We start from the raw sequence: 5,979 nt of genomic DNA, 5'->3' as shown, positions 1-5,979 counted from the left end.
GATGTGCATGTACTCGGCGCCGATCGAGCTGCAGTAGGTCTCGCGCAGCGCCTGCACGATCTGGCGCAGCGTCATCTGCTCGGCGGTCGTGAAGTAGGTGTTCGTCGCGCTGAACGAGATGTCCATGTCGGACTCGCTCAGGTCGTAGAACGCCGGCTCCAGCTCGGGGATCTTCGGGCGCTCCTGGCGCTTCAGCGGGTCGAGGTCGGCCCAGCGCGAGCCGAGGAAGCGGTAGGCGGCGATCAGCGACTGGACGTGGACCTGCTTGCGGGCGACCGCGAGGTCGGCGCTGCTGGCCTTGTTGCCGAAGGCGTTGGCCTTGGCGCGTTGAGCGAACGATTCGACGACCGGTGCGTGCGGAACGTCGGCAGCCGACGAACCGTCGGCGGCAGGAACGTGCTGGAGGGCGTCGAAGTAGGCGCGCCAGTTGTCAGGCACCGAGCCCGGGTTGTCGAGGTAAGCCTCGTACATCTCTTCGACATAGGGCGCATTGCCCCCGAACAGGTACGAGTTCGACCTGTATTCCTGCATCATTTCGCTCACCTTTCACACCGGTTTCCGGTGCTGTAGTGGGTTGAGAAACCTTCCGCGACACGGCTAGACCGGCTGGCGGATTGCGACCCGCCTTGACTGATTTACCAGCAAGGGGACGGGAAGGACCTGAAAGTCACGGGCGCGACTGTAACACCGTTGGAATTCTGCGGTCTACCTCGTGGGATCGGCGAGTTTCCCGCGGGCGACAATCGCCTCCTCCCATCGGACGATGCCGTGCGACGAATCATCCGGATCCACCCTGACGCGCCGCCCAAACCGGCGTTCGGCGCCCCRTGCAACGGCTGCGGCGTGTGCTGCGCGAGCGAGCCGTGCCCGGTCGGCGTGCTGGTCAGCCGGCGGCGCCACGGCACCTGCGCGGCGCTGGTGTGGGAGGTACAAGGCGGTTACCGCTGCGGCGTGCTGGTGCGGGCGCGGCAGTTGCCCGGGCCGGCATGGCTGCGCCGCTGGGCCGGCCGGGCGGTCGCGCGGCTGATCGCCGCCGGCCAGGGCTGCGATTGCGACTACGAGGTCGAACTGGACGTCGAGGTGTTGCCGCCGAGTCAGAACGCCTCGTCGTGACTGGAGCGCGCCCACAGATCGAGCCCGCCGTCCTGCGCGTGCCGGTCGATCTCGGCCAGCTCCTGCGCGCTGAAATCCAGCCGTGACAGGGCTGCCACGTTCTCGCGCAACTGCTCGGGCCGGCTCGCGCCGATCAGCGCGGTCGTCACGCGCGGGTCGCGCAGCACCCAGGCCAGCGCCATCTGGGCGAGCGATTGCCCGCGCCGCTGCGCGATCGCCCGCAGCGCGCGCACGCGCTCCAGGTTGGCGGCCGAGAGGTGTTCCGCCTTCATCGAGCCACCGCCCGGCTTGTTGATGCGCGCATCCGCCGGAACGCCGTTCAGGTACTTGTCGGTCAGCAGCCCCTGCGCGAGCGCGCTGAAGGCGATGCAGCCGGCGCCTTCGCCCTCGAGTGTCGCGAGCAGCTCGCCTTCGATCCAGCGGTTCAGCAGGCTGTACGACGGCTGGTGGATCAGCAACGGCACGCCACGCTCGCGCAGCAGCCGCKCCATCTCGGCCGTCTTGCCGGCCGAGTACGACGAGATGCCGACGTACAGCGCGCGGCCCGACTGCACCGCGGTCGCGAGCGCCGAGGCGGTTTCCTCCAGCGGCGTGGCGGCATCGAAGCGGTGCGAGTAGAAGATGTCGACGTAGTCCAGGCCCATGCGCCGCAGGCTCTGGTCGAGGCTCGCGAGCACGTATTTTCGCGAGCCGCCGCCCTGCCCGTACGGGCCCGGCCACATGTCGTAGCCGGCCTTGGTGGAGATCACCAGCTCGTCGCGGTAGGGCTTGAAATCCTCGCGCAGCAGGCGCCCGAAATTGGTCTCGGCGCTGCCGTACGGCGGGCCGTAGTTGTTGGCGAGGTCGAAGTGGTTGATGCCGAGGTCGAAGGCGGTGCGCAGCAGCGCGCGCTGCTCGGTGAGCGGCGTGGCATCGCCGAAGTTGTGCCACAGGCCGAGCGACAGCGCCGGCAGTTTCAGGCCGCTGCGGCCGCAGCGGCGGTAGGTCATGGTCTCGTAGCGGTCGGCCGCGGCGGTGTAGGTCATGGTGCCCGGGGTGTCATTTGACGAAGTCGTACAGCGGTGCATTCTTGTCGACGATGTGCACCGTGAACAACTTCAAGGGTATGTCGCCGACCACCTTGAAGCTGCCGTGCTGCACGTCGCGCAGGTTCAGCCCGGTCAGGCCGGTGGGCATCATCGAGGCATCCTTGCCCGGCGCCTGCACCATCGCGCCCTGCAGCACGTGGAAGGYCTCCACGCCGTGGTGCACATGCAGGTTGCTGCTCTGGCCCGGCTTCAGCTCGACGATCGACGCGATCACCTCCATGTTGGGCGTGCCGCTCAGGTCTGTGCGCTTCTGCTCGGCGCGCTGCGGCGAATCGGTGAGCGTCTGGGCGGTGAGGCCGGTGGCCAGGCCGAGGGAAAACAGCAAGGCGCCGGACAGCATCAGCGCCGGACGGGACATGTTCTTCATGGCGGTCTCCTCGCGCGACATGCGCGGTGGCACTGTGCGCGCGGCGAACCCGCAGCGTCAACCGGGATTGCCAGGGAAGGATCCGGCGCGAATCCCTTCAGGCCACCGCCAGCCTGCGCCGCGCCGCCTCGTACTCCCCGTGCAGCCGCTCCACCAGCACGCGCGCCGGCACCACCGAATCGATCGCCCCGATCCCTTGCCCGCAGCCCCAGATGTCCTTCCAGGCCTTGCGCGCATCGCCGCCGAAGTTCATCTTGCTCGGGTCGCTCTCGGGCAGGTTCTCCGGGTCGAGCCCGGCCTTCACGATCGAGCCCTTCAGGTAGTTGCCGTGCACGCCGGTGAAGAGGTTGCTGTAGACGATGTCGTCGCTGCTGCTGGCGACGATCATCTGCTTGTAGTCGTCGCTCGCGCGTGCTTCGTCGGTCGCGATGAAGGCCGAGCCGATGTAGGCCAGGTCGGCACCCATCGCCCGCGCCGCCAGGATCGCATCGCCGCTCGCGATCGAGCCGCTCAGCGCAAGCGGGCCGTCGAACCAGGTGCGGATCTCCTGCACCAACGCGAACGGGCTCTTCACGCCCGCATGGCCGCCGGCACCGGCCGCCACCGCGATCAGCCCGTCGGCGCCCTTCTCGATCGCCTTCTTCGCGAAGAAGTTGTTGATGACGTCGTGCAGCACGATGCCGCCCCAGGCGTGCACCGCGTCGTTCACGTCGGTGCGCGCGCCGAGCGAGGTGATGATGACCGGCACCTTGTACTTCGCGCACAGCGCCATGTCGTGATCGAGCCGGTCGTTGCTCTTGTGCACGATCTGGTTGATCGCGAACGGCGCGGCCGGGCGCTCCGGGTGCGCGCGGTCGTGCGCGGCCAGCGTCTCGGTGATCTCGGCCAGCCACTCGTCGAGCAGCTCGGCCGGGCGCGCGTTCAGCGCCGGCATCGCGCCGACGATGCCGGCCTTGCACTGCTCGATCACGAGCTTCGGGTTGCTGATGATGAACAGCGGCGAGCCGATCACCGGCAGCGGCAGGTTCTGCAGAACGGGCGGAAGCGACAAGGCGGGTCTCCGTTGAATTGACAGATCAGAATGCGTCCATCGCCAGCGCCATCACGCTGTCGGCGCCGTCGAGGATGGCATCGCGCTGGCCGGGCACGCGGCTCAGGATGTGCTCGGCATAGAAGCGTGCGGTGGCGACCTTGGACTGGAGGAAGCTCGCATCCCCTTCCTTCGCGGCCAGCTGCGTCTCGGCCACCAGCAGCGCCCGCGCCAGCTGCCAGCCGGCCATCAGGTTGCCGGCCAGCATCAGGTACGGCACCGAGCCGGCGAACACCGCGTTCGGATGCGCCTTCGTCGATCCGGCCACGAACTCGACCACCTGCACGAAGGCCTCGCGCGCCACGGCCAGCCGCTTCAGCACCGCACGCGCGGCCACGCTGTCGCGCCGTGCCAGCTCGGCCTCGGTCTTCTCGATCTGCGCGGCGATCGCCTTCGCGGTCCGGCCGCCGTCGCGCGCCGTCTTGCGGCCGACCAGGTCATTCGCCTGGATCGCGGTCGTGCCCTCGTAGATGGTCAGGATCTTCGCGTCGCGGTAGTACTGCGCCGCACCGGTCTCCTCGATGAAGCCCATGCCGCCGTGCACCTGCACGCCGAGGCTCGTCACCTCCAGGCTCATCTCGGTGCTGTAGCCCTTCACCAGCGGCACCATGAACTCGTAGAAGGCCTGGTTCTGCTGGCGCACCTCGGCATCGGGGTGCGCATGCGCGGCGTCGTAGGCGGCCGCGGCCGTCAGCGCCATCGCGCGACAGCCTTCGGTCAGGGCGCGCATCGTCATCAGCATGCGGCGCACGTCGGGGTGGTGGATGATGCTCGCGCTGCCGGCCACCGAGCCGTCGACCGGGCGCGACTGCACGCGGTCCTTCGCATAGGCCACCGCCTTCTGGTAGGCCCGCTCCGCCACCGCGATGCCCTGCATGCCCACCGCATAGCGGGCCGCGTTCATCATGATGAACATGTACTCGAGGCCGCGGTTCTCCTGGCCGATCAATTGCCCGACGGCCCCCCCATGGTCACCGAACTGCAGCACCGCGGTCGGGCTGGCCTTGATGCCCAGCTTGTGCTCGATGCTCACGCAGTGCGCATCGTTGCGCGCGCCCAGCGAGCCGTCGGCATTCACCAGGAATTTCGGCACCAGGAACAGGCTGATGCCCTTCACGCCCTCGGGTGCGCCGACCACGCGGGCCAGCACCAGGTGGACGATGTTGCCCGCCATGTCGTGCTCGCCGTAGGTGATGAAGATCTTGGTGCCGAAGATCTTGTAGCTGCCGTCGGGCTGCGGCTCGGCGCGCGTGCGCACCAGTGCGAGGTCGGAGCCGGCCTGCGGCTCGGTCAGGTTCATCGTGCCGGTCCACTCGCCGGAGATCATCTTCGGCAGGAACAGCGCCTGCTGCTCGGGGGTGCCGGCGGTGAGCAGCGCCTCGATCGCGCCATCGGTCAGCAGCGGGCACAGCGCGAAGCTCATGTTGGCGCTGTTGAGCATCTCGATGCAGGCCGCGCCGATCGTCTTCGGCAGGTTCTGCCCGCCGAAATCCGACGGATGCTGCAAGCCCTGCCAGCCGCCTTCGGCGAACTGGCGGAAGGCCTGCTTGAAGCCGGGCGTGGTGGTGACCTGGCCATCCTTCCACGACGACGGGTTCTTGTCGCCCTCGAAGTTCAGCGGCGCGAGCACCTCCTGGTTGAAGCGCGCGCATTCCTCGAGCACCGCCTGCGCCGTCTCCAGCCCGGCGTCCTCGAAGCCGGGCAGCTGCGCCACGGCCTCCAGTCCGGCGAGTTCCTTCATGCAGAACAGCATGTCCTTGACGGGGGCGATGTAGCTCATCGTTGTCTCCTTGTTCTCGTTCAGGCAAAAGAAAGCCCGTTGATTCGATCGAGCCAACGGGCTTGCGGGGCACTGCTTGCGGCGCAGGCTCCGGGTCTTACAGGGCCTTCACCAGCTCCGGCACGGCCGTGAAGAGATCAGCCTCGAGGCCATAGTCGGCCACGCTGAAGATCGGTGCCTCGGGGTCCTTGTTGATCGCGACGATCACCTTCGAATCCTTCATGCCGGCCAGGTGCTGGATCGCGCCCGAGATGCCGGCCGCGATGTACAGCTGCGGCGCGACGATCTTGCCGGTCTGCCCGACCTGCCAGTCGTTCGGCGCGTAGCCGGCGTCCACCGCGGCGCGGCTCGCACCCAGCGCGGCGCCGAGCTTGTCGGCCAGCGGCGTCAGCACCTCGTTGAACTTGTCGCTGGAGCCGAGCGCGCGGCCGCCCGAGACGATGATCTTCGCGGCCGTCAGCTCGGGGCGGTCGTTCTTCGCGATCTCGGATCCGACGAAGCTGCTCTTGCCGCCGTCGGCCGCGGCGGCGATGCTCTCCAC

7 protein-coding genes are annotated in these 5,979 nt (G+C 68.3%); 1 reads left to right on the top strand and 6 read right to left on the bottom strand.

What is annotated here, in order from left to right; genetic code table 11:
• A partial coding sequence (locus AC1D1T_RS29500) for a 2-oxoglutarate dehydrogenase E1 subunit family protein (protein WP_477993029.1) occupies positions 1–534 on the bottom strand: 534 nt, incomplete at its 3' end.
• Between the two features lie 234 nt (positions 535–768).
• On the opposite strand from AC1D1T_RS29500, the gene AC1D1T_RS29495 reads away from it, so the two are divergent.
• Positions 769–1,113, top strand: coding sequence for a hypothetical protein (locus AC1D1T_RS29495; protein WP_477828393.1), 345 nt, complete (start codon positions 769–771; stop codon positions 1,111–1,113).
• Here AC1D1T_RS29495 and mgrA read toward each other — a convergent pair.
• The 5 genes from mgrA to AC1D1T_RS29470 form a co-directional block, all read right to left on the bottom strand.
• The gene (gene mgrA, locus AC1D1T_RS29490) at positions 1,095–2,138 is read right to left on the bottom strand and encodes an L-glyceraldehyde 3-phosphate reductase (protein ID WP_477993028.1); all 1,044 of its coding nucleotides are present in this window, start codon (positions 2,136–2,138) and stop codon (positions 1,095–1,097) included. The genes AC1D1T_RS29495 and mgrA overlap by 19 nt on opposite strands.
• Before the next feature lie 13 nt (positions 2,139–2,151).
• On the bottom strand, positions 2,152–2,568 hold the full coding sequence (locus tag AC1D1T_RS29485; RefSeq protein ID WP_477993027.1) for a cupin domain-containing protein: 417 nt from the start codon (positions 2,566–2,568) through the stop codon (positions 2,152–2,154).
• 97 nt (positions 2,569–2,665) lie between these two features.
• The gene (locus AC1D1T_RS29480) at positions 2,666–3,619 is read right to left on the bottom strand and encodes an NAD(P)H-dependent flavin oxidoreductase (RefSeq protein WP_465112291.1); all 954 of its coding nucleotides are present in this window, start codon (positions 3,617–3,619) and stop codon (positions 2,666–2,668) included.
• A gap of 25 nt (positions 3,620–3,644) precedes the next feature.
• A complete protein-coding gene (locus AC1D1T_RS29475) occupies positions 3,645–5,438 on the bottom strand; it encodes an acyl-CoA dehydrogenase (RefSeq protein ID WP_477827486.1) in 1,794 nt (597 codons plus the stop codon).
• A gap of 97 nt (positions 5,439–5,535) precedes the next feature.
• The coding region (locus tag AC1D1T_RS29470) for an electron transfer flavoprotein subunit alpha/FixB family protein (RefSeq protein WP_477993026.1) at positions 5,536–5,979 on the bottom strand (444 nt) is incomplete at its 5' end.

The sequence above is a fragment of the Rhizobacter sp. P2_H3 genome, assembly GCF_056403355.1.
This window is presented reverse-complemented; position numbering and strand designations above follow the sequence as displayed.

Coding starts and splice junctions, on each gene's coding strand:
- AC1D1T_RS29475 (WP_477827486.1), bottom strand. CDS start 5,438: ATGAGCTACATCGCCCCCGTCAAGGACATGCTGTTCTGCATGAAGGAA.